This is a genomic window from Herbaspirillum sp. meg3 (assembly GCF_002257565.1).
GTDB lineage: Bacteria > Pseudomonadota > Gammaproteobacteria > Burkholderiales > Burkholderiaceae_D > Herbaspirillum.
This window is the reverse complement of the sequence record NZ_CP022736.1, coordinates 2,459,189-2,478,310: the sequence shown is the minus strand read 5'-3', so window position 1 is coordinate 2,478,310 and position 19,122 is coordinate 2,459,189. Positions and strand designations below refer to the sequence as shown.

The following is a 19,122-nucleotide window of genomic DNA, read 5'->3' as shown; positions in this document are numbered from 1 at the left end:
CGGCTGTTCTTTCGATTGATTATTCATGGTGGTGCTGGCCGGCTGCCATGGCGACTTCCTGCGGAGCGGCCTTGGCAGCGCCCTTTTCAGTCTTCTCGCCCTTGCTTTCGTCCTTGACGTTCTTGTCGGTCATCATCTGCTTATCCATGCAGACCTGGCCTTCAGCGACGCAACGGTTCAGAATCGCGTGGAACAGCGTGCCATCGACAGCGTTGAAATGCTGCACCGGATCCTTGATACTCGGCTTTTCCAGCGCGATGTATTGAGCGCGTTGCAAAGCGCCGCCGCTGGACTTGACCTTCTTGACCCAGGCGTCGAAGTCTTCGTCGCTCACGCCATGAAACTTGAAGCGCATGTCCGAGAAACCTGCACCGCTGTAGTTGGCGGAGAAACCTTCGAACTCGCCCGGCTTGTTGATGACCGCGTTGAGCTTAGTCTGCATGCCCGGCATCGCGTAGATTTGTCCTGCCAGCGCCGGGATATAAAACGAATTCATCACTGTCGAAGCAGTAATCTTGAACTCGATAGGCCGGTCGACCGGTGCAGCCAGCTCGTTCACGGTCGCGATACCTTGCTCCGGATAGATGAACAGCCACTTCCAATCCAGCGCGACGACTTCAACGGTCAGCGGCTTGACGTTTTCAGGGATCGGACGCTGCGCATCGAGGCGCGACAGCTTGCGGTAAGGATCGAGCGTATGGGTGCTGATCCAAGTCAACAGGCCGAGCGCAATAATGATCAGCAAAGGCGCGCCCCAGATGACCAGTTCGAGCTGTGTCGAGTGATCCCAGTCCGGCTCATAGCGGACCGCGGTATTGCTCTTGCGGTAACGCCAGGCAAAAAGAACCGTCAGCGCGATCACCGGAACGATGATGAGCAGCATCAGGATAGTGGAAATGACGATCAGTCTGCCTTGCTGGCTGGCGATGTCTCCCGAAGGATTCAAGACTACCGTGTTGCAGCCAGCCAACAAAATTGCAGGCAGGAAAATGAGTCCGCGGCGAATGAGATGTGAAAACATGCAGGGAAAGTCCAGTCGGAGCTATCAAATCATGCTAATGTACACTTACCGTAAAGCATTGGCGATTGGACAATTTGTCCTACCCAGCTGTCCAGGTACATAACAAAAAATCGACAATGTCTTCGCGGAACGTAGCGGCGTCACAGACCGAACCAAGAAAGAGAGACAATGATCATGGCTAGCACTCATATTCATCACCCTGAACATCCTGGCAAATTTTCTGCAAATACGCCTGTCGGTGGTTCTGATAATGCCAAATCTGATCATCCAGTGATTGCGCCTGGTGATATTGCAATCGGCGTGGTCATCGGAAGGGCTTCAGAATACTTCGATTTCTTCGTGTATGCCATAGCCTCAGTGTTGGTTTTTCCCACAATTTTCTTCCCATTTGAGCAACGCCTGGAGGGCACGCTCTACGCCTTTACCATTTTTTCCTTTGCGTTTATTGCGCGACCGTTCGGCACCATTATCTTTATGGCAATACAAAAGAAACTGGGGCGAGAGGTCAAACTGACGCTGGCGCTGTTCATGCTGGGCCTGTCCACAGCCGGTATCGCGTTCCTCCCGACCTATGAGCATCTCGGCTTCACAGCCATCGTCCTGCTGGCGGTCTTGCGCATCGGCCAAGGCCTGGCGCTGGGCGGCTCCTGGGATGGCCTGCCGTCGCTGCTGGCGCTGAACGTGCCGAAGAACAAGCGCGGCTGGTACGCCATGCTGGGCCAGTTGGGTGCGCCGGTGGGCTTTATCGTTGCCGGTCTTGTGTTCGCTTATCTGATCGGCAACCTGAGCAACGAAGACTTCCTTGACTGGGGCTGGCGCTATCCGTTCTATGTCGCCTTCGCCATCAACGTGGTTGCGCTGTTTGCCCGTCTGCGCCTGGTCGCCTCGGAAGAATATTCGAGCCTGCTGGCTGAACGTGAACTGGAACCGACCAGCGTCGTCGACATCACCCGTACTCAGGGCCGCAATCTGATCATCGGCGCCCTTGCCGCCCTGGCCAGCTATGCACTGTTCCATCTGGTGTCGGTGTTCCCGCTGTCGTGGATTTCGCTGTATTCGATGCGTTCGATGAGTGACTTCCTGATGGTTCAGGTATTCGGCGCCGTGCTGATGATGGTGGGTATTGTCCTGTCTGGTCCGATTGCGGATCGCTTCGGTCGCCGCACCACGCTGGGCGCTCTCGCAGTATTGATCGCCGTATTGAGCGGCTTCGTGCCAACGTTGATCAACGGTGGCGACACGGGCCAGGACATCTTCATTCTGGTGGGCTTCGCCCTGCTCGGTTTGTCGTACGGTCAGGCTGCAGGTGCAGTGACGGCCAATTTCCCGGCCAAGTATCGCTATACCGGTGCGGCGTTGACGTCCGATCTGGCATGGCTGGTCGGCGCTGGTTTTGCACCGCTGGTGGCATTGGGATTGTCGGCACACTTTGGCTTGGCTTACGTCAGTATTTATCTGCTGTCGGGTGCAGTCTGCTCGCTGGCGGCACTGAGCGTGAACCGCGCCCTGGATGTCCGCTGATTTTTTAAACGCATAAGAAAAACGGCCTGGTTGCTTTCGCATGCCAGGCCGTTTTTTCGTTATCTCCTTGCAGAGACCGATTTCGGCCTCTCTTCTTAATCTCCCCCGTTTTAAGCGACACGTCCCAATACATCGCCGCCGCTTTGCTGATAGATCCGGTGTGCCGGTCGGGCGAGTCCCAGATTTTCACGCAAGCTGCGGCCTTCATATTCGGTACGGAACAAGCCCCGCCGACGTAACTCCGGCAAGACCAGTTCAACAAAGTCATCCAGCCCACCCGGCAAAGTCGGCGGCATGATGTTGAAACCGTCTGCACCGCCCTTCACAAACCACTCTTCCAGACGATCAACAATGCTCTCCGGTGTGCCGTGAATCGACCAATGCCCGCGCGCTGTCGCTACACGCAGATAAAGCTGGCGAATACTCAGATTTTCACGGCGCGCCAATGCCGTCACCAACTGAAAACGGCTCTTGGTGCCATTCGGTTCTTGCAGATTCTCCGGCAACGGCCCATCCAAAGGATAGCCGGACAAATCGATGCCCCCCAGATGCTGCTGCAACAACGACAAACCGACAGTCGGATGAATCAGTGACTGCAATTCCTCAAATTTTTCCTGCGCCTCGCTTTCGCTGCGGCCGACTACCGGAAACACACCCGGCATGACCTTCAGCTCATCCGGATTGCGGCCATACTTATCGAGACGCGATTTCAGTCCGCTATAAAAATTCTGTGCATCTTGCAGGGATTGCTGCGCCGTAAAAATCACTTCTGCCGTACGAGCCGCCAGCTCTTGCCCCGGCCCCGATGATCCGGCTTGCACCACCACCGGATGGCCCTGCACCGGACGTGCCACATTTAAGGGGCCGCGAACCGAGAAATGCTTGCCCTTGTGATTAATGGCATGCAGTTTTTCGAAATCGAAATGCACACCCTCCGCCTGATCGAAGCGGAAAGCATCGTCCTCCCAGCTATCCCACAAGCCGCGCACCACGTCGACGAATTCTTCAGCGCGTTCGTAGCGAGCGGCATGCTCCGGATGCTTGTCGAGATTGAAGTTGTGCGCCTCCGACTCCGACCATGACGTCACCACGTTCCATCCAGCACGGCCGTTGCTCAAGTGATCCAGCGAAGCAAATTTGCGCGCCACATGATAGGGCTCGTTGTAAGTCGTCGAAACCGTCGCCACCAAGCCGATATGCTCAGTGACCTGAGACAATGCCGACAGCAGCGTCAATGGCTCGAAAGTCGCCGCGCGTGATGTCAGGTGCAAGGTTTCCGCATCGTGCGAACGGATCGCAACACCATCGGCCAGAAACAGCGCGTCGAATTTCGCGCGCTCGGCAGTCTGCGCAATCTGCCGGTAATGCGCGATATTCTGTCCGGCATCGGCTTGCGAGCGTGGATGGCGCCAACCAGCAACGTGATGGCCTGTCGCCTGCAAAAATGCCCCGAGCTTGAGCTGCTTTACCTTCTTTTGTGCCGTACTCATGATGTCACCGCCACTGTTGAAGCTGCAGCATTACTACCGGCTGAGGCGACAGCACGCGTTTTTTCCGGCACCTCACGCGCCACGCTGCGCCGGCCGTCAACACTGACAGGGATGTCGCCGGCAATCGTCACCCGGCGTACAACGCGACGCTGATCGCCGTAGTCGTTGATCGCATAATGCTGTGTCGCGCGGTTGTCCCAGATCGCCACATCGCCCGGCGACCAGCGCCAACGTACGGTGTTCTCCAATCGCGTGACGTAGCTGTCGAGCAGCTTCAGCAAATGCTCGGAATCGGCTGTCGGATAACCCAGCAGCTTCTTGACGAAATGGCCGAGCACCAAAGTACGTTCACCAGTTTCCGGATGCACGCGCACCACCGGATGTTCAGCCTCATAGATGGTCGACGTGAATACCTCCCTGTAGCGCTTCAATCCCGCTTCATTGGTATTAAAACGCGATGCGTAATCGTAGTCGTTGGTATGCAGCGCCCACAAGTTATCGGCCAGTTGCCGCAGCGCCGGCGGCAAATCCAGATAAGCCTGCGCGGTGTTGGCCCAGACAGTGTCGCCACCATATGCGGGGATTTCCACCGCGCGCAGAATCGACGCCTGCGGATAGGCAACGTCGAAGGTCACATCCGTGTGCCATGAATTGGCTCGCCCGCCATGTGCGGAATCCAGCTCCAGCAAATAGCCGGTACCGTCGCGCACCGGCACCGTCGGATGTGCCACGGGATTGCCCCACAGTTTGGCGAAAGCCTCCTGACCGGCATCGTCAAGATGCTGCTGCCCGCGGAAGAACAAGACCTTGTATTTCAGCAAGGCCTGTTGGATGGCGTTGAATGTTTCTTTTCCCAGATCGCCGGATAGGCGCACTTCGCGGATCTCCGCACCGATACGACCGGCAACGGGATGCAAATCAAGCAATGCTTCTGACATCTTGTATCTCCTTCATTGAAATGATGCAGGCTAAAGTTGCGTCTTACGGTTGAGCTGTAGAAGACGGACGGCAATTCTTGCGACAAGCGACATTGGAGGTGTCCGGACGGCTATCGTTGACGAAACCGTCACGATTAGGCATGCGCACCTTTGGCAAAGACTGCGCATCGAGCACCGCGTTATCCGCAACAATCCCGTTCAGATAGAGCAGATACGCCGTCACCGAATACACCTCGTCGGCGCTCAGACTCTGCGGTGCGTTGTAAGGCATGGCCCGGTTGATGAAATCAAATACCGTCGTCGCATACGGCCAGAAACTGCCGATCGTCTTCACCGGTTTTGCCGTCGCCAGCGAGCCCTTGCCACCGACAAGCTGGTCAGCAAGACCACCCTCGCCTTTGGCGCCGTGGCAGGCAGCACATTGCTGTGCGTAGATGTTGCGGCCGATCCCGACAGTGCCACTTCCCTTGGGCAATCCCGTACCGTCAGCCGCAACATCGATATTCCAGGCGGCCAGATCACGCTCGCCGGCCGGATGGCCGATACCGTAGTTCTGCGCCTGTGCAAGCGGCTGCATCAGCAAAGCCACCACAAAAACCGCAACGAGGATAGCGAACGACTTAGACCTGAACATTGGTAATGACTCCGTCGCTTGCCACTTTCCAGCTCTGTATGGCGTTGAAGTGATAATTCGATTCGACGCCTCGCGCTTCGACCAGCTGCGTTGCCTTCGGCTGCACATAGCCGTTTTCGTCCACTGCGCGGCTTTGCAATACTGTCGGTGCGCCGTCCCATCGCCAGGGAAAACGGAATCGTGTCAACGCACGATCCAGTACTGGTTCCTGCAACTGCGCAACGCTCCAGCTGCGACCGCCATCCGTCGATACATCGACACGCTTGATGCGTCCGCGCCCCGTCCATGCCAGACCCGATATTTCGTAAAAGCCTTTTTCTTTGAGTCGATGATCCGGCGCGGGAAAGGTAATCACCGACTTGGTTTCCATCAAAAACGTGAATTGGCGCGCAGTACCGTCCGGCATCGAATCGGTGTACTTCGACGTCTCTTCTCGCGTCATGAAAGGTTCGCGTCCCACCTTCAGACGGCGCAGCCATTTCACGCTCATGTTGCCCTCGAAGCCCGGCAGAAAAAGACGCAAGGGATAACCATGTTCCGGCCGCAGACGTTCGCCGTTCTGCGCGTAAACCAGCAAGGCATCATCGAGCGCCTTGCTCAGCGGAATGCTGCGGGTCATGCTTGCCGAGTCGGCCCCTTCCGCCAGAATCCATGCGCCTTCCGGCTTGATGCCGACCTCTTCCAGCACGACGGATAGCGGCACGCCGGTCCATTCGCAGCACGACAACAAACCGTGGCTGAATTGCAGCGAAGCCGTCCCCGGCCCTTTCCATTCACGACCGGTGTTGCCGGAACACTCCAGAAAATGAATGCGTGAGACCGACGGCAGACGCACCAGATCTTCCATGGTGAAAATCGTCGGTCGCTCCACCAATCCATGTACCGCAAGCCGATGCTGCTCTGGATCGATTTGCGGGATGCCGGCATGATGCCGTTCGAACACCAACCCGGTCGGCGTGATAATGCCGTGCAAATTCTGCAACGGCGTCATGGATGAATTTGCACCCGGTAGCGGCGTTGTGCCACGCGATCGGCGCACCACATTTTTTTCGTAGGGCGACGGCTGGCCATAGGGATGCCACAGTACCGGCTCTCCCGGTGTTTTACTCCACGGGGCAACCGTCAATGGCTCCGCGCGTGCGCCTGTGGCCAAGGAAGCGCCCACCAACGCACCACCCAGCCCAGCGCCACCACGCAGAAAGCGTCTGCGTCCTGCTTCGGGATTTGTCTTACTGCTCATTGTCGACGCTGTCTCTCTTCTTTTTTTCTATTTAGATGGCGAACTGCCACTGGCGAATTTGATCCGGGTCAACAGCATCAGTACGCAAAGGCGGCTCCGCCAGACTGGCGCTGTCGCCCGAGAATTCCTTCAATACCTCTTGCTTGACCTCGGCAAACGCGGTTGCCGCGCGCTCACGCGGGTGTGCCAGATCCACCGGCACGATGCGCCGGATGCGTCCAGGGCGCGGCTCCATGACGACAACCTTGTCGCCCAGATAGATCGCCTCTTCCACATCATGCGTGACCAGAATCATCGTGATGCCTTCTGCCTGCCAGATACGATGCAACTCTTGCTGCAGATAGGCGCGCGTCAGCGCATCCAGCGCACCGAATGGTTCATCCAGTAACAAGATCTCCGGCTTGCTGACCAGCGCACGCGCAATCGCCACACGCTGCGCCATGCCGCCTGACAGTTGATGCGGATACGATTTTTCGAAGCCGTCAAGGCCGACCAGGGCAATGTGCTCACGCACTGCCTGCCGCTTTTGGCCTGGCGTCAGATCAGCGTTGAGTAATCCCAGTTGGATATTGTTCTCCACCGTCAGCCAGGGAAACAGCCGATGCTCCTGAAACACGATGCCGCGTCTCAGGCTGGTGCCGACGATGCGCTGACCGTCCAGCAAAACCTGTCCCTGATAATCCTCTTCCAATCCCACGATCAGGCGCAGCAAGGTCGACTTGCCGCAGCCGCTGGAACCGACGATACTGACGAATTCTCCTGGCTCAATGGTCAGTGTTACATCCTCCAGCACCGACAAATCCCCATTCTTGACGGGATAGGACTTGCTTAAATGCTGGATATCCAGCGTACCGGCCAACGACATCTCAACTCCTTAAAATTGCGCGACGGAACGGCCGCGCCATGCCAGCAGACGACGTTCCAGACGCGCCGCAAGCCAGTTCAGTGCAAAGCCGACAAAGCCCACGACGATCACGCCAAAAATCACCAGATCCATCAAAAACAATTCGCGACCATCGATCATGGTGTTGCCGATCCCCTTGCCGGACACCAGCAGATACTCCGCACCCAGCGTCGCGAGCCATGCATAGATCAGGGCCAGATGAATGCCGGCCAGAATCGACGGCGATGCCGCCGGCAAGATCAGCTTGAACAACCACTGGCGACGGTTGAACTTCAACACGCGTGCCGCCTCGATCAGTTCACCCGGCACACTGCGGACACCTTCAAAAGTATTGAGCACGACCGGAAAGAAAGCTGCGAGCGACAAGAAAGCGACCTTCGCAGCGTCGCCCAGACCGAACCAGACCGACAGCAAGGGAATCCAGGCAAACAAGGAAATCTGTTTGAGCGTATGGAAGGTCGGGCCGATCATGCGTTCGAACAAGCGCGATAAACCAAATGCGATGCCGAAAACCAGACCGCCGCTGACACCAATCGCGAAGCCAATCAGATCGCGCCGCAAACTTGCTTCAAGCGCAATCCATAATTCCCCGCTGCGCACCTGCTCGACAGCGGTGTCCCATACCTTATCGACCGGCACCAGCAAAGGAGAATTTGTCCAATGAAAACGCGCAGCCAGCCACCACAACGTCAGCAGCAATATCGGTAATACCCAGCCTCGCAATACCTTCGGCACGGGATGCTTGTCCTCAGGATGAAGAAACGACATGGCGATCTCCTGTCAGAATCCGCTGCGGCGCCAGCCGAGCAAGACAACTTCAATCCGTGCCAGCACCTGATCCAGCGTGTAGCCAACCACACCGACAACGACCACCGCCGCCATGACGACGTCGAGCTGGAACAACTGACGACCGAAGACGATCATGTACCCCAGACCTTCCGACGACGCCAGCAACTCCACCACCACCAGTGCCAGCCAGGCATGGGTAAAACCGTAGCGAACTCCGTTCCAGATGGGAGGCAACGCCGCGGGGAAAATAACGCGCCACAACAATTGCCAACGCGAGAACTTCAACACGCGCGCCACTTCGACATAACGGGCAGGCACGTTTTCGATACCTTTGTAGGTATTAAGCGCAATCGGCACCAGCGCCGCCTTGGAAATCAGGATGATCTTGAGCGCCTCATCAATACCGACCAGCAGCATCAGCAGCGGCAACCAGCCCAGCACCGGAACCTGGCTGAACGCCTTGAACAGCGGATAGACATAGTCCTTGAATACCGGCGACAGCCCCATCGCAACGCCAAGCAGCAAGCCGCCAACCAAGCCGACGCCAAAGCCGAGCAATACCCGCAGCAGACTGATCTTGAGGTTGTCGAACATCTCCCCTGAAGCCACCAGGTCGATGAAGGTCTGCAACACCGCTTGCGGTGACGGCAACACTTGCGGCGCGACCCATTCAAATCGGGCCGCGACGTACCACAGCAACAAGAGAAATAGAGGAAACGGCAAGGCCAGCCAGCGCGGCGACCACTTATCGTAAAACCGCAGCTGTGGTGTTACCGCTGCAGCGACAACATGAGTCGATTTGGGCGATGCAGATTGTGTGGGTGGCGATAACTCCAGCGCTGCCTGCTGCGTACTCATGGATCAGGTCCCCAGAATCTTGCCGTTGACCTGAAAAATCGGCCAATACGTTTCCAGATGCAGCTCCTTGAGCGCCGCCTTCAGATAACTCTGATCGATCCACTGATCCACGTCGAACTTGGCGCGGCTCAGCTTGAGCCGATATGCCTGTTCCACCGAGTCCTTGTAGCGTGCAACCAGGAAGGGATCGAAATTGGGATTGATGCGTACACGCAGCGGTTCGCCGTCGTAGTCTTCCCGCCAATGTTCGTAGGGGGTGCCTGCCTTTGCCCACAGGCGCAGCACCTCTTCGCGATTGACTTCATCGGACGCCCACTTCGATGTCTTCACAAAGGTTTTGACCACGCGCGTGGTGATCGCGGGGTATTTCTGCGCAAACTCTTCCGTGACCAGCACATGCGATTGCGTCGTGAAGACCGGCGAGCCGCCCTTGCTGCTGTAGACGATGCGCGCCGCATTTTTGTCGCGCAGACGTAGCAGATTGATATTGCCGAACGCAGCGTCGATATCCTTGGTGCTTAACGCTGCCAGTGTCGTCGCCTGATCCAGATTGATGGCGCGCAGATCGCGTTCTTGCAAACCGTTTGCTTCCAGCACGCGATTGATCGGCAGCTGCGCGTTGGTGCCCTTGAAGATGGCCACGCGCTTGCCGCGCAAATCCTTGACAGACTGGATCGGCGAATCGGGCGGCACCGCCAGATAGATATTCGAACGCACGCCGGTAGCAAGCACCAGCTTGGTTTTGAGTCCCGCCGACTTGGCCACGATGGCCGGCAAATCGCCTTGAAACGCAAAATCCAACTGCTTGTTGGTCAGTGCCTCGTTGACGGCAGGACCGGCGCCTTTGAAAAAGAACCACTCGACTTTGATGCCGTCCGCCTTGAACTCCTCCTCCACCCAACCCTTGGCATTGGCAACAGCGGCGGAGCTGCCTGAGAACTGTGGCGGATTGCCGATGCCCGGCTGCGCCACGCCGATCCGGATGGTCGCAGGGAGACTCTCTGCACGGGCCTGCAGCCCCAGCAATGCAGCACCTGCGCCAACGCCTCCGGCAGCAAGATGTTTGAGTACAGTTCTGCGGTCTACGGTCATGGGTTTCCCTTCCTCTTACTTGTTTGCTTACTTTGTTCAAACAGACAGCCGCGATAGCGGAGCGAAAATCTGCGATCAAGTATAGGTAAGGGAAAACCGGCGACAAACGAATGAATTCGTATGTCCTTATGCGAAACTTTTTATCGTGCGCGCATGATATCGGCGGCGCGTTGTCGATGCTCGGTGTCAGTCAGCAGCGTCCAGACCGGACAATTCCGGACGTGCAAGATACAGCACCTCGTAGGCATCGCCGGGATGTGTCGCATCAATTTCTTGCGACGACAGATGCAGGCGCACCAGATGCCATGTCGACAAGTCTACTGCGGTGACCACCGCGACAGTGTCAGGCAGGTGTGCCAATTGGCGATTGCGCTCACACTCCTCTGCGCGCAATGCAGCGACGTTCGCCGAGTCTTTGAAGGGGATGTTTTCGCGATAGAGCGACTTTGCCTGCTGCGCGGGGCCGGAGCGCGCGTCCAGCGGCAGCCATAGTTCGACGCTGGGACGGCCAAAGCTGCGGATGACATTCCGGAAGCGGTCGCCACTGACGAAGTCGGCCGCTTCTGCAGCATCATTCCAGAGATAAACCGAGGCATATAGATTGCCGGCGGCGCCGTTCTTGTTCGCTTCCTGCAGGACAAAAGCTTTGAAAACGAGGCCTTTGGTGTCGTCCCATAACTTGCCTCGCGCGGCTGCACGGCGGCGAATGATATCGAGATCGTAGTCGATCGGTAACCGGTGTGAATATTGTTTCGACAGCATATGCTCTCCTTGTTTGATAACAAGGAGAGCGTAGGTTCAACTTGATGTGACAACCAGCCGGTGACTGTCATTTCTGCAATGAGTCTTGCAAATGGTGCATTTCGTACATATCGACATGCAGAAAATGACGGTACGTTCAAATCACCGTCACTCCTCGCCGGCATCCGCGCTACATTTTGAAACCGCCCACGATGGCCGCCAAACGCGTAGCCTGATCCTGCAAGGATTGCGCCGCTGCAGCGGCCTGCTCCACCAATGCAGCGTTCTGTTGCGTGCCCTCGTCCATATGGGTGATGGCGCGATTGATTTCTTCAATGCCGGTACTTTGCTCGGAACTGGCGTTAGCGATCTCGCTGACGATGGCGCTGACATTCTTGACGCTGGTCACGATCTCGACCATCGTCTGCCCTGCCTTTTCGACCAGATGGCCGCCGTCAGTCACCTTCGACACGGATGAATCGATCAACACCTTGATCTCTTTGGCAGCCTGTGCGCTACGTTGCGCAAGGCTGCGCACTTCACTGGCGACCACAGCGAAGCCACGACCTTGCTCACCGGCACGCGCCGCTTCAACGGCTGCATTCAAAGCGAGGATATTGGTCTGGAAGGCGATGCCGTCAATCACGCCGATAATATCGACAATCTGGCGCGATGATTGGTTGATCGCTTCCATGGTCGCGACAACATTGCCGACCACTGCGCCGCCCTCCGCAGCAATAGCCGACGCCGCCAACGCCAGTTCGTTGGCTTGACGCGCATTGTCCGAATTCTGCTTGACGGTGGACGTCAACTCCTCCATCGCGGAAGCCGTCTCCTCCAACGCACCGGCTTGCTGCTCAGTACGGCCTGAAAGATCGAGATTGCCGCTGGCGATCTCGGACGACGATACTTTGACGGCATCGCTGGTGCGCCGGATCTCCTGCAGGATCGTCGTGATCTTTTGTACAAATACGTTGAATGATCGTGCGATCTGGCTGACTTCATCCTTACCGTCTTCCGGCAGGCGCATGGTCAGGTCGCCATCACCGGAGCCGATGCTGTCCATGGCATTGCGCACCTGCGACAGGCGTTTGAATACGGCTTGAGTAATTATGCCAAGGATCAGCGCCGCCAATGCCGCGACCAGCACGATGGCAATCAGCGACGACTGCGTTGCGTGACGCATACCGGCATTGACGTCTGCCTTGTCGATTGCCACCAGCAAGGTCCATTCGGTGTCCTTCACAGGGATTGCCTGCACCAGCTTGGCGGCACCGTTGAGCACGATCTCTTTTTTGGCGTCATCACCCGCAAAAGCATTGAGACGCTCAGCCGTCAACTCCGGATTCCAATCCTTGACCGGCTTGTTGATCCACTGGGCGTCGGGATGCGCCAGCATCATGCCGTCGCGATCAACCAGGAAGGCGAAACTGGCCGGCGTCGGATGCACCGCTTTCACCACATTGCTGACGCCGTCAAGAAATACCGCTGCCGCCACCACACCCTGCAAGACGCCATCCTTCTTTACCTGCGCAGTGAAAGACACCATCGGCTTCTTGGTGACGACGTCGGTGTAAGGCTTGGTCACCACCGCCTTGCCGGCCTTGACCGACTGCTGATACCACGACCTCCCGGTCGGATCGTAACCAGGTGGCAGTCCCTCAGCCGCCGACGTAAAAGCGGTCTTGTCTTCCTTACCGAAAGTGGTGACGTAAAAACCGCCGCTCTTCTGCAACTGCTTGATGACGAATACCGGATCCGCCTGCAATACCCCATCAGCCGCCGCAGCCGCCATGCTGGCCTTGGCCGCCACCCACTCATTGATCGCCGAGGCATAGCCATCGGCGATGGAACGCGAACTCTGATCGATGGCGAGGTCGTTATCCGTTTTGACAATCACGTACGACACTGCACCGACCAACCCCAGACTCGCAATGAGCAAGGCAATACTGAAGAACAGAATACGTGTTCTGATTGAGCTAAACATGGCGGAACCTTCCCTGACTATTGTTATGGGCCTGCTTTATTGACGTACTTAAGCGACGTACTTTACTGAACTACCCGATGCAAACGTTTCAAACAAACTTGCCGATACGGCCAACCACAGCCTCGCGCACCGATCCACTGGTGATAAAGGAATGCGCCACCTGAATATCGTTGTGGAACCAGCGATCGCCGTCCAGACATGCCGGTATCTGCTTGCGGATCTCTTCATACGCCGCCTGCGTGCCCTCGCCCAGCACGAAATCCTTGAGCAGTTCTTCCGTCATGGTCAACCCCTGTGCCGCCAATAGCATCTCCACGCCGACGATGTATTGCGTGTTGGCGACAACAGTGGCGGCCTTGCGCGCGCACCAGGTCGAGTTGGAGACGTGATCTTCGCTGTTGCCCTTGGACGGGATGCTGTCGACGCTGCCCGGCATGGACAGCGTGCGGTTTTCCATCACGAGAGAACTCATCGAGCACTGCACCACCGGATAGCCGGTGTTGACGCCACGCACGCCGCTCATCAGGTTGCGCGGCAAGCCCCATGACAGGGTCGGGTCGATCAGACGTGCAATGCGGCGCTCGCAGATGCTGCCCAGATCAGTGATGGTCATGGCGAGCAAGTCCATCGCCTGCGCCAGATACTGGCCGTGGAAGTTACCGCCGGAGATGATTTCAAAACCGCCGCCTTCCTTGTCAAAGATCAGGGGGTTGTCGGTGGCGGAATTGATTTCCTTGTCGACGATGGTGTCAATGTAGTCCAGCGCATCGAACACCGGGCCGTAGACTTGCGGTGCGCAGCGCAGCGAGTAGACGTCCTGGATGCGCGACGAATACGGAATATCGGTACGACGCAGTTCATCCGGCAATTGCACCGAACGCGCTTCGTGCGTCGTGCGGGTGGAGCCTTTGAGCAAGGTGCGGACAACCGCCGCTGTCTTGATCTGACCGGCGTGCGGACGCGCTTGCTGGATGCGTGGATCGAAGGCGGACATCTCTGCACGCATGGCTTCCAGCGTCAGGCCCAGCGATACGCAGGCGTCGGTCAGCAGGTTGCGCGAATCGTGTGCCGCCAGCACGGCCACGGCCAGCGACGCGGTGCAACCATTGATCAGCGCGGAAGCATCCTTGGCTTTGAGATCAAACTTGACCGGGCCGATGTCGGCCTTGGTGATCGCTTCCGGCGCGCTCATGCGCTTGCCCTGGTACATCACTTCGGCTTCGTCGAAACCGACGATGGCTGCAGCCAGATAGGCTAACGGCGCCAGATCGCCGGAAGCGCCGACGGAACCTTTCTGCGGCATGATGGGGTGAATACCGGCATTGATGAAGGCCAGCAGGCGATCGACCACTTCCACGCGCGGCGCGGAGTAATTGCTGGCAAAGGCATTGGCGCGCAACAGCATGGTGGCGCGGCTGACTTCTTCCGAGAACGGCTCGCCGATGCCGGCGCTGTGGGCCTTGATCAGTTGGGTCTGAAACAGCTCGATATGTTCAACCTTGATGCGGGTGTCTTTGAGCAAGCCGACACCGGTGTTGAAACTGTACATCATGGGCGCTTCATCGTGCATCCAGGTGGATTCGATGAAGTCGCGGCTTTGCTTCAGCGCGGCGCGGGAGGAATCCGCCAAGGCGACTTTGGCATAGGTGCCGTTCTTTGCGCGTGCAACGCTGACAACTTGCTCCGCGTTGAGGTTGAAACCGTCGATGGTAATGGTGGTCATGGGAGTCCTTTGTAATGAGATGGAGATGCGGCGGACTCGTCGTCAGGCCGTGAAGTTTTCAACGAAGCTGCTGAACACCTGTGCGGCAATTGCAGCGTCTTCTTCGGTCATGATCTCGTCCGGGTGATGGCTGATGCCGCCGTTGCCGCAACGGACAAACAACATGGCGACGTCGGCGATGGCCGCAATCGCCATGGCGTCATGTCCTGCGCCTGAAGGCAGATGGCGCAGCGGCAAGCCGCACGCTTCGATGGCGCTTGCCAGTTGCTTTTGCAGATGAGCAGCGCACGGCACGCTGCCGGCTTCATGGGTTTTGCGCAACGTGATGCCGACATTGCGGCGCGTGCAGATACGGTCGATTTCCGTAATCACGTCTTCTACTGCGTCCAGACGGATCTGATCCTGTTCGGCGCGAATATCGATGGAAAACCGTGCGCTGCCCGGCACGACATTGGCCGCGCCGTTCGGCACTTCCATGATGCCCATGGTGCCGACCAAGCCGGGTCTGCCGCTGCAACGCTGCTCGATGTACAAACCGATCTCCGCCGCCGTCATCGCGGCATCGCGGCGCATATGCATCGGCACCGTCCCGGCATGTCCGGCCAATCCCTGCAGCTCGCCCATGAAGCGCGTCGCGCCGGAAATCGCCGTCACCACGCCGACCGGCAACGCTTCGTTGAGCAGCAACGGCCCTTGTTCTATATGCACCTCGATAAAGGCGGCGACCGTTGCAGCCGGCCATGCCGACGCATCCAGCTGATCCGGGTTGAAACCGGCAGCACGCATGACATCGCGCATGCTGTTGCCCTGCTCGTCGAGGTTATCCAGCACGGTCTTGTCGAAAGTCCCGGCGACTGCCCGGCTGCCGAGCAAGGTCGCCTTGAAACGCACACCCTCTTCTTCCGCAAAACCGATCACGTCAATGGGAAAGGGAAAGCGCTTTCCTTCGCGATGCCATTCTGCAATGCACGACACCGGCAACAGGACGCCCAGATTACCGTCGTACTTGCCACCATTGCGCACCGTATCGAAGTGCGAACCGGTAACAAGCGCAGCCGCATCGGCATGGCCGGGAGCGGCTTCATAACGGCCGATCACGTTGCCGGCATTGTCGCGCCGCACCTGCATGCCTGCCGCAACCATCCACTCGCTGAGTTGGTGTGCGGCGGCATGATGCATAGCCGTCAGATAGGTGCGGGTCAGCATGCCGTCGGCTTCTGTGTGGACGGCAAGCGCATCGGCGCGCTGCATGATCTCTTGCCCGCAACGCTGGTATTGCTCTGGAACATTTTTCACGGCTGTCTCCTTGGTCTCGTCAGGATTGCATATTTTTATTGTATTCACAAATTGTATGCAATATAGTGAGCTTGTTCCAAGACGTCAAAAGAATTTGTTGAATTGACGCAGAAGTTGCCGATGAAGCAACAAATGGAACAACGGTCGGAGAAGTGACCGCAACAACCTAAAAGCTGAAATAAGAATCTGCACAGAGGACGCGACATCCCTATGCCGCGCCCATCCAGAACAACATCAGGAGACCAAGGTGAATCGATTTTTGAAATCTTTATTCGGGCAAGTCGTCGTCGCCCTCATTGCCGGCATCGTCGTCGGGCTGTTTTATCCGGACTTTGCTCAAAGCCTTAAACCACTCGGTGACGGCTTCATCAAGCTGATCAAAATGATCATTCCGGTAATCGTGTTTTGTGTGGTGGTGCAAGGGATTTGCGGCGCCAGCGATCTGAAGAAGGTTGGCAGCGTTGGCGTCAAAGCCATCATCTACTTTGAAATCGTGACGACGATCGCGCTTGTCCTTGGTCTGATACTGGCTTTCGTGTTCCAGCCAGGCGCGGGAATGAATATCGACCCGACCAATCTTGATGCCAGCGGCCTGTCCAGCTACGTCGAGACTGCCGGCAAGGTAAAGGGCACCAGTTTTGCCGACTTCATCATGAAGCTGATCCCCGGTACTGTCGTGAGCGCATTCACCTCCGGCGACGTGTTGCAGGTCTTGCTGATCTCGGTCATCTTCGGCTGCGCCCTGCTGCTGATCGGTGAAAAAGGCAAACCAACGGTAGCGCTGATTTCTTCACTGTCGGAGGCCTTCTTCAAGTGCATGGCTTTTATCATTCGGCTGGCGCCACTGGGCGTGTTCGGAGCGATTGCCTTCACGGTCGGCCGCTACGGCATCGGCTCGCTCAAGCAATTGGGCATGCTGGTGTTGCTGTTCTACGGCGCGGTGATCTTCTTCGTGGTGGTGATATTGGGTGCGATTCTACGCACGTCCGGCCTGAGCATCTTCAAGCTGATGGCCTATCTGCGTGAAGAACTGATCGTGGTGCTGGCAACCGCTTCGTCCGACAGCGTGCTGCCGCAGATCATGAAAAAGCTCGAACACATGGGCATCAAGAAATCGACGGTCGGCCTGGTGATTCCGACTGGTTACTCATTCAACCTCGATGCGTTTTCCATTTACCTCACCATGGCGGCGGTCTTTATTGCGCAAGCTACCAATACGCATCTGGCCATGGGCGATCTGTTGATGATTCTGGCGATTGCGCTGATCACATCCAAGGGCGCACACGGCGTACCGGGTTCCGCCATTGTGATTCTGGCGGCGACGCTGACGACGATTCCAGCGATTCCCGTGGTCGGTCTGGTGCTGGTGCTGTCGATTGACTGGTTCGTCGGCATTGCCCGCGCACTGGGAAATCTGCTCGGCAACTGCGTCGCTACCGTAGTGGTCGCCACCTGGGAAAAGGACATTGATAAGACCCGTGCCCGCGCCGTGCTGAACGGTGAAATTCCTGCAGCGACCTTCGAGTAAGAACTGACACAAGTTCTGGATGGATAGCGCAAAATACAGGGTTACAATTCGGTCTCTACTTAAAACCGCCTTATACACCAACGCCTATCCATCCTATGACTGAAGCAGCACTTCCCTCCGACAGTTCAGAAGCGATCGCCCGCGACATCACCATGGCCATCGCAGAACAGCGTCTTCCCCCCGGAGCAAAACTTCGCGAAGAAGCGCTGGCACGCGTCTACCAGGTCAGCCGCACCAAGATCCGCGCGGCGCTGGTGATGTTGGCCAAGGACAAGCTGATTGACCTGATTCCGGACAAAGGGGCTTTCGTCAGCAAGCCGACCGTGGAAGAAACGCGCAACATCTTCTTCGTGCGCCGCACACTCGAAGCCGCCATGGTCAAAGAATTTGTTGCACGCGCGACTCCTGAGGACTATGCACGGCTGGAAGCGCACTTACGCGAAGAACGACGCGCCATCGAAGAAAACAATCCCCAGGTTCGCTCGACGCTGCTCAGCGACTTTCATATCCTGCTGGCCAATATCGTCGGCAACGAAGTGCTGACCGACATCCTCGTCAAGCTGGCCGGTCGCAGCTCATTGATCACCATGCTGTATCAATCCACGCGCGACGCGATCTGCTCGACGGAAGAACATTCCGCCTTCATCGCTGCCGCCAAGGCAGGTAAGGCCGACGAAGCGGTCGATCTGATGCTGCATCACCTGCACCACGTGGAACAGGCGTTGAAGTTCGATACGCAAAACGATCCAAAGAGGGATCTGGCGAAAGAGCTGCTGCTGTAACTCCTGCATCAATTTGGCTCATGCCCGGCTCAATAAGGCGTAATCGAGCACCAGGTGCAGTTCGAGCCCAGCTCAGCCAGCAGGTGCGTCATCCCGGCATCGAGCTCCTCCCGATGCGCGGAAAATGAGAACACGAGCAAGACCGCAAAAATGAAGATGCCGGCGCGTTGCTGATGATGCGCACCATCCTGGCGATATCTCCCATATGTCCGCAGAAACTGCTGCAAGTTATTGGTAGCCATTGCAATACTCCTATCAAGAAGACAACGGACATCATCGGCAACCGAATGCACAACTACGCAACATTCATGCCCGACCTGAGCATGAACACATACATTGACGCCCGTTCTAGCCCCCGACGACCAAACGTACAATGACAATTAAAGCAGCGATAAAGATAGCGACAGCAATCAAGCCAGCACCGATCACATAAAAAGGATTGAGGGACGTCGCATCCTTTTCATAGTCAGCACGCCGGCGCAGCCCGACGAAAGACCAGAATACCGCCGCCAGCGTGGCGAGAAAAGAACGCTTCTGTATCGTGTTGGACTGTATCGGCTTCATGCTTGTTTCTCCTG

18 protein-coding genes are annotated in these 19,122 nt (G+C 57.2%); 3 read left to right on the top strand and 15 right to left on the bottom strand.

Features of this window, described 5'->3' with window-relative positions:
- Positions 1 to 19: 19 nt before the first annotated feature.
- Positions 20 to 1,021 (bottom strand): ubiquinol oxidase subunit II, encoded by a 1,002-nt coding sequence (cyoA, locus tag hmeg3_RS11245; RefSeq protein ID WP_094563795.1) that lies wholly within the window; start codon positions 1,019 to 1,021, stop codon positions 20 to 22.
- 174 nt (positions 1,022 to 1,195) lie between these two features.
- Between cyoA and hmeg3_RS11240 the strand changes: the two genes are divergently transcribed.
- Positions 1,196 to 2,542: an MFS transporter gene (locus tag hmeg3_RS11240; protein WP_094566272.1), complete on the top strand. Its 1,347-nt coding sequence runs from the start codon at positions 1,196 to 1,198 to the stop codon at positions 2,540 to 2,542.
- 110 nt (positions 2,543 to 2,652) lie between these two features.
- On the opposite strand, the gene hmeg3_RS11235 is transcribed toward hmeg3_RS11240, so the two are convergent.
- The 12 genes from hmeg3_RS11235 to hmeg3_RS11180 all read right to left on the bottom strand — a co-directional run bounded on the left by hmeg3_RS11235 (position 2,653) and on the right by hmeg3_RS11180 (position 16,189).
- Positions 2,653 to 4,032, bottom strand: a complete 1,380-nt coding sequence (locus tag hmeg3_RS11235; protein ID WP_094563794.1) for an LLM class flavin-dependent oxidoreductase — start codon at positions 4,030 to 4,032, stop codon at positions 2,653 to 2,655.
- Positions 4,029 to 4,970: a TauD/TfdA family dioxygenase gene (locus hmeg3_RS11230; RefSeq protein WP_094563793.1), complete on the bottom strand. Its 942-nt coding sequence runs from the start codon at positions 4,968 to 4,970 to the stop codon at positions 4,029 to 4,031. The genes hmeg3_RS11235 and hmeg3_RS11230 overlap by 4 nt, the downstream gene beginning before the upstream one ends.
- Positions 4,971 to 5,013: 43 nt before the next feature.
- On the bottom strand, positions 5,014 to 5,604 hold the full coding sequence (locus tag hmeg3_RS11225; RefSeq protein ID WP_094563792.1) for a c-type cytochrome: 591 nt from the start codon (positions 5,602 to 5,604) through the stop codon (positions 5,014 to 5,016).
- Complete coding sequence (gene soxC / locus hmeg3_RS11220; RefSeq protein ID WP_094563791.1) at positions 5,591 to 6,844, bottom strand: sulfite dehydrogenase; 1,254 nt, start codon at positions 6,842 to 6,844, stop codon at positions 5,591 to 5,593. The genes hmeg3_RS11225 and soxC overlap by 14 nt, the downstream gene beginning before the upstream one ends.
- Positions 6,845 to 6,875: 31 nt before the next feature.
- The gene (locus hmeg3_RS11215) at positions 6,876 to 7,709 is read right to left on the bottom strand and encodes an ABC transporter ATP-binding protein (protein WP_094563790.1); all 834 of its coding nucleotides are present in this window, start codon (positions 7,707 to 7,709) and stop codon (positions 6,876 to 6,878) included.
- A gap of 9 nt (positions 7,710 to 7,718) precedes the next feature.
- Positions 7,719 to 8,516, bottom strand: a complete 798-nt coding sequence (locus hmeg3_RS11210) for an ABC transporter permease (protein ID WP_094563789.1) — start codon at positions 8,514 to 8,516, stop codon at positions 7,719 to 7,721.
- A 12-nt stretch (positions 8,517 to 8,528) separates the two neighbouring features.
- Complete coding sequence (locus tag hmeg3_RS11205; protein WP_094563788.1) at positions 8,529 to 9,395, bottom strand: ABC transporter permease; 867 nt, start codon at positions 9,393 to 9,395, stop codon at positions 8,529 to 8,531.
- 3 nt (positions 9,396 to 9,398) lie between these two features.
- The gene (locus hmeg3_RS11200) at positions 9,399 to 10,487 is read right to left on the bottom strand and encodes an ABC transporter substrate-binding protein (protein WP_094563787.1); all 1,089 of its coding nucleotides are present in this window, start codon (positions 10,485 to 10,487) and stop codon (positions 9,399 to 9,401) included.
- A gap of 186 nt (positions 10,488 to 10,673) precedes the next feature.
- Positions 10,674 to 11,249, bottom strand: a complete 576-nt coding sequence (locus hmeg3_RS11195) for a DUF4865 family protein (protein ID WP_094563786.1) — start codon at positions 11,247 to 11,249, stop codon at positions 10,674 to 10,676.
- A 169-nt stretch (positions 11,250 to 11,418) separates the two neighbouring features.
- Entirely contained in the window at positions 11,419 to 13,215 is a 1,797-nt protein-coding gene (locus tag hmeg3_RS11190; RefSeq protein ID WP_094563785.1) for a methyl-accepting chemotaxis protein, read from the bottom strand.
- A gap of 88 nt (positions 13,216 to 13,303) precedes the next feature.
- On the bottom strand, positions 13,304 to 14,938 hold the full coding sequence (gene hutH / locus hmeg3_RS11185; RefSeq protein ID WP_094563784.1) for a histidine ammonia-lyase: 1,635 nt from the start codon (positions 14,936 to 14,938) through the stop codon (positions 13,304 to 13,306).
- 42 nt (positions 14,939 to 14,980) lie between these two features.
- On the bottom strand, positions 14,981 to 16,189 hold the full coding sequence (locus hmeg3_RS11180; RefSeq protein WP_232511997.1) for an allantoate amidohydrolase: 1,209 nt from the start codon (positions 16,187 to 16,189) through the stop codon (positions 14,981 to 14,983).
- 292 nt (positions 16,190 to 16,481) lie between these two features.
- On the opposite strand from hmeg3_RS11180, the gene hmeg3_RS11175 reads away from it, so the two are divergent.
- Together hmeg3_RS11175 and hmeg3_RS11170 are read left to right on the top strand one after the other, a co-directional pair.
- Positions 16,482 to 17,762, top strand: a complete 1,281-nt coding sequence (locus hmeg3_RS11175; protein WP_094563782.1) for a C4-dicarboxylate transporter DctA — start codon at positions 16,482 to 16,484, stop codon at positions 17,760 to 17,762.
- 95 nt (positions 17,763 to 17,857) lie between these two features.
- Positions 17,858 to 18,544: a GntR family transcriptional regulator gene (locus hmeg3_RS11170; protein ID WP_094563781.1), complete on the top strand. Its 687-nt coding sequence runs from the start codon at positions 17,858 to 17,860 to the stop codon at positions 18,542 to 18,544.
- Between the two features lie 29 nt (positions 18,545 to 18,573).
- Here the strand turns inward: hmeg3_RS11170 and hmeg3_RS11165 are convergent, their stop codons facing one another.
- Positions 18,574 to 18,786, bottom strand: a complete 213-nt coding sequence (locus hmeg3_RS11165) for a hypothetical protein (RefSeq protein WP_094563780.1) — start codon at positions 18,784 to 18,786, stop codon at positions 18,574 to 18,576.
- Positions 18,787 to 18,892: 106 nt separating this feature from the next.
- On the bottom strand, positions 18,893 to 19,108 hold the full coding sequence (locus hmeg3_RS11160) for a DUF2970 domain-containing protein (protein ID WP_094563779.1): 216 nt from the start codon (positions 19,106 to 19,108) through the stop codon (positions 18,893 to 18,895).
- Positions 19,109 to 19,122: the final 14 nt, after the last annotated feature.

Excerpts from the sequence above, each read along its gene's own strand:
- cyoA (WP_094563795.1), bottom strand. The coding sequence starts at position 1,021 with ATGTTTTCACATCTCATTCGCCGCGGACTCATTTTCCTGCCTGCAATT.
- hmeg3_RS11240 (WP_094566272.1), top strand. The coding sequence starts at position 1,196 with ATGGCTAGCACTCATATTCATCACCCTGAACATCCTGGCAAATTTTCT.
- hmeg3_RS11235 (WP_094563794.1), bottom strand. The coding sequence starts at position 4,032 with ATGAGTACGGCACAAAAGAAGGTAAAGCAGCTCAAGCTCGGGGCATTT.
- hmeg3_RS11230 (WP_094563793.1), bottom strand. The coding sequence starts at position 4,970 with ATGTCAGAAGCATTGCTTGATTTGCATCCCGTTGCCGGTCGTATCGGT.
- hmeg3_RS11225 (WP_094563792.1), bottom strand. The coding sequence starts at position 5,604 with ATGTTCAGGTCTAAGTCGTTCGCTATCCTCGTTGCGGTTTTTGTGGTG.
- soxC (WP_094563791.1), bottom strand. The coding sequence starts at position 6,844 with ATGAGCAGTAAGACAAATCCCGAAGCAGGACGCAGACGCTTTCTGCGT.
- hmeg3_RS11215 (WP_094563790.1), bottom strand. The coding sequence starts at position 7,709 with ATGTCGTTGGCCGGTACGCTGGATATCCAGCATTTAAGCAAGTCCTAT.
- hmeg3_RS11210 (WP_094563789.1), bottom strand. The coding sequence starts at position 8,516 with ATGTCGTTTCTTCATCCTGAGGACAAGCATCCCGTGCCGAAGGTATTG.
- hmeg3_RS11205 (WP_094563788.1), bottom strand. The coding sequence starts at position 9,395 with ATGAGTACGCAGCAGGCAGCGCTGGAGTTATCGCCACCCACACAATCT.
- hmeg3_RS11200 (WP_094563787.1), bottom strand. The coding sequence starts at position 10,487 with ATGACCGTAGACCGCAGAACTGTACTCAAACATCTTGCTGCCGGAGGC.
- hmeg3_RS11195 (WP_094563786.1), bottom strand. The coding sequence starts at position 11,249 with ATGCTGTCGAAACAATATTCACACCGGTTACCGATCGACTACGATCTC.
- hmeg3_RS11190 (WP_094563785.1), bottom strand. The coding sequence starts at position 13,215 with ATGTTTAGCTCAATCAGAACACGTATTCTGTTCTTCAGTATTGCCTTG.
- hutH (WP_094563784.1), bottom strand. The coding sequence starts at position 14,938 with ATGACCACCATTACCATCGACGGTTTCAACCTCAACGCGGAGCAAGTT.
- hmeg3_RS11180 (WP_232511997.1), bottom strand. The coding sequence starts at position 16,189 with ATGCAGCGCGCCGATGCGCTTGCCGTCCACACAGAAGCCGACGGCATG.
- hmeg3_RS11170 (WP_094563781.1), top strand. The coding sequence starts at position 17,858 with ATGACTGAAGCAGCACTTCCCTCCGACAGTTCAGAAGCGATCGCCCGC.
- hmeg3_RS11165 (WP_094563780.1), bottom strand. The coding sequence starts at position 18,786 with ATGGCTACCAATAACTTGCAGCAGTTTCTGCGGACATATGGGAGATAT.
- hmeg3_RS11160 (WP_094563779.1), bottom strand. The coding sequence starts at position 19,108 with ATGAAGCCGATACAGTCCAACACGATACAGAAGCGTTCTTTTCTCGCC.